Source organism: Bacillus sp. 22475 (assembly GCF_052044835.1).
GTDB classification, from domain to species: domain Bacteria; phylum Bacillota; class Bacilli; order Bacillales; family Bacillaceae_G; genus Bacillus_A; species Bacillus_A cereus.
The window spans coordinates 8,638-11,303 of record NZ_JBQENW010000060.1 but is presented as its reverse complement, the minus strand read 5'-3'; the positions used below and the strand labels follow the sequence as shown (position 1 = coordinate 11,303).

Below are 2,666 nucleotides of genomic sequence, written 5' to 3'. Positions count from 1 at the left end.
CGCTCGACTTGCATGTATTAGGCACGCCGCCAGCGTTCATCCTGAGCCAGGATCAAACTCTCCAATAAAGTTAGTTTGTCTAGCATCTAAAAATAAAAATTGACGTTTCACGTTGTTTGTTTCGTTCAGTTTTCAAAGAACTACTTGGTCGCTCATTTGCGACTTCCTTATGTTAACATCTTCGTTAGTTAATGTCAACTAAGTTTTTTATTTCGTTTGTCGCTTTCGATGTTAATGTCATCGGCGACTTGTTCTATATTACACCTCTAAAGTATAATCGTCAATACGTTTTTTAAAAAACTTTATATTTTATAGATTTCATTTACGTATTTCTTCTATAGTTATACAAGCACCCCACAGAACAATCTATGGGGTGCTCTTCTACCATAAAAACTATTGTTCTTTCGACGGCACCGAACAACTTCCATCAGCACAAGAAAGATCGCTTCCACCATCTGCTGAAAGTTCCTGTAACTTCGGTGCAGGATTCTCTTCTTCCCAAACTTGCTGAAGTGCACCAACAAAAGTTTCAAGTGGTTGTGCACCTGAAATAGCATACTTTTGATTAATAATAAAATAAGGCACTCCCGAAATTTGATATTGCTGAGCAATCGCTTCATCAATTCTAACATCATTTGCGTACGCATTTTTATCATTAATAACATTTAAAGCTTCTTGCTTATCTAAACCTGAGGCTGCAGCGATAATAGCAAGTGTATCCACATCACTTAAATTTTTCGATTCAGTGAAATATGCAAAAAGTAGATTCTCCGTAATCTCCTTTTCTTTTCCATGATTCTTTGCAAACTTCGCAAGACGATGCGCATCAAACGTATTCGTCGGCTTCATCTCATCAAAATTAAAACTTAAACCCATACTAGCTGCATGATTTCCTAGCTGTACGTTATTACGCTTAGCTTCTTCAATACTAATTCCATACTTTGATGCAAGCACTTCATTAATACTTGTTCCAGAGTAAACGGGAGTATTCGGATCCAATTCAAAACTTTTAAACTCAACTTCAACATCCTTCTTATGTGGAAATTGCTCTAAAGCCATCTCTAATCTACGTTTCCCAATATAGCAAAATGGGCATACAAAATCCGACCAAACCTCAATTTTCATATAAACACCTCATTAACATTTAGTTTTCAATCATTGTAGCACTGAGATTAAGGAATTCAAAAGTTTTTGCTCTATCTCCTTCATATAGTACATACAAAAATACACTTATAGCAGACTACCTAATTAACAAAAAACGATAATCAAAAGGATTAACTATTATCCCTCCGATTATCGTCTATGAAAATGAAACAACTTTAATTATGCCGGAATATACTTCCCTACGAACTTCCATACAGTATTCCAATATTTATTTGAATCTACTTTCTCCGCTTCTCCATGTCCCGCACCTGGAACAATTAATTTCTCTTTCTCTACTTTTGCAGCATTATACACCTCATCTAACATTTCAAAAGGAACAAATGTATCAGCATCCCCATGAATGAATAGCATAGGTGTTTTGCTTTTCACTACTTGTTTTACAGCTGAAGCTTCTTCTAAATCATATCCAGCTCTTAATTTTGTAACTGTATTTGCCGCATTCATAACAGGAAACCTCGGCAAGTGGAATAAATCTTTTAGCTGATAAGTAAATTCATCAATAACGGTTGAGTATCCACAATCTTCAATAATAACTTTAACATTAGAAGGTAAATCTTCTCCTGAAGTCATCATTACAGTTGCCCCGCCCATTGAAACACCAAATAGAGCTATTTCAGCATTAGGATCTTTCTTTAAGATTTGTTGAATCCAAATCAAAACATCTTTACGATCATGCCAGCCCATACCAACATAATCCCCTTCACTATTTCCGTGCCCACGAAGGTCTGGTGCTATGACATTATAGCCTTGTTCATAAAAGTTACGAATATATTTCGTCATTTCTGATGCTCTACCATTGTATCCATGAACCACAATTGCCCATTTATGACTAGATGATTCATTCATATATTCATAGCCTTTTAAATTCAATTTATCGAAAGAACGTATAGTTAATGTGTTAGGTTTATACTTCGATACGAAGTTCGCATTCTTTTCTTCATTTGTAGCCAATACATCTCCCGATGCATTTACCGTTTCTACTAAATGAGGATTATCTTGCAAAAATTCTTTTTCTTGTTTCGCATTCAACGCGTAGTTATAAAAATAATTCCCAACTAACATATACACGATTAATAGAAGGACTAAGACTACTATAGTAATTATACCTATCCTTTTCATATTATCTCCTTTTCTAACTTAAATCTTCTTATATTAAAGTACATCAAAAAACAACTGTACTATTTTAACACACCAGTGAATCTTATCTTTAAGAAATAAAATAGAAAACCTTAAATTACATATCAAAAATCACGAAAGAAATCGAATAAAACTTATATAAATATGTAATTAGCTTTGAAAAGAAGTTACAAAACACAAAAAAGACGAGTCATTCTGACTCGTCTTAAAGTTGCTTGGCGACGTCCTACTCTCACAGGGACAAGGTCCCAACTACCATCGGCGCTAGAGAGCTTAACTTCCGTGTTCGGTATGGGAACGGGTGTGACCTCTCTGCCATCATCACCAAACTATGAAGGCATATTCCTTCAAAACTAGATAACATT

2 protein-coding genes and 2 rRNA genes are annotated in these 2,666 nt (G+C 35.0%); all 4 read right to left on the bottom strand.

The window, feature by feature from the left end:
* Positions 1-68: ribosomal RNA gene (locus tag ACTJJY_RS31275) — 16S ribosomal RNA — on the bottom strand; the annotation flags it as partial.
* A 325-nt stretch (positions 69-393) separates the two neighbouring features.
* On the bottom strand, positions 394-1,125 hold the full coding sequence (locus ACTJJY_RS31270; RefSeq protein WP_000687922.1) for a DsbA family oxidoreductase: 732 nt from the start codon (positions 1,123-1,125) through the stop codon (positions 394-396).
* Between the two features lie 198 nt (positions 1,126-1,323).
* Complete coding sequence (locus ACTJJY_RS31265) at positions 1,324-2,283, bottom strand: alpha/beta hydrolase (RefSeq protein WP_440607393.1); 960 nt, start codon at positions 2,281-2,283, stop codon at positions 1,324-1,326.
* Positions 2,284-2,514: 231 nt separating this feature from the next.
* Positions 2,515-2,630 (bottom strand): 5S ribosomal RNA (rrf, locus tag ACTJJY_RS31260).
* Between the last annotated feature and the right edge of the window lie 36 nt (positions 2,631-2,666).

What these genes read in the sequence shown, in the direction of transcription:
- ACTJJY_RS31270 (WP_000687922.1), bottom strand. Translation starts at nt 1,125, where the DNA reads ATGAAAATTGAGGTTTGGTCGGATTTTGTATGCCCATTTTGCTATATT.
- ACTJJY_RS31265 (WP_440607393.1), bottom strand. Translation starts at nt 2,283, where the DNA reads ATGAAAAGGATAGGTATAATTACTATAGTAGTCTTAGTCCTTCTATTA.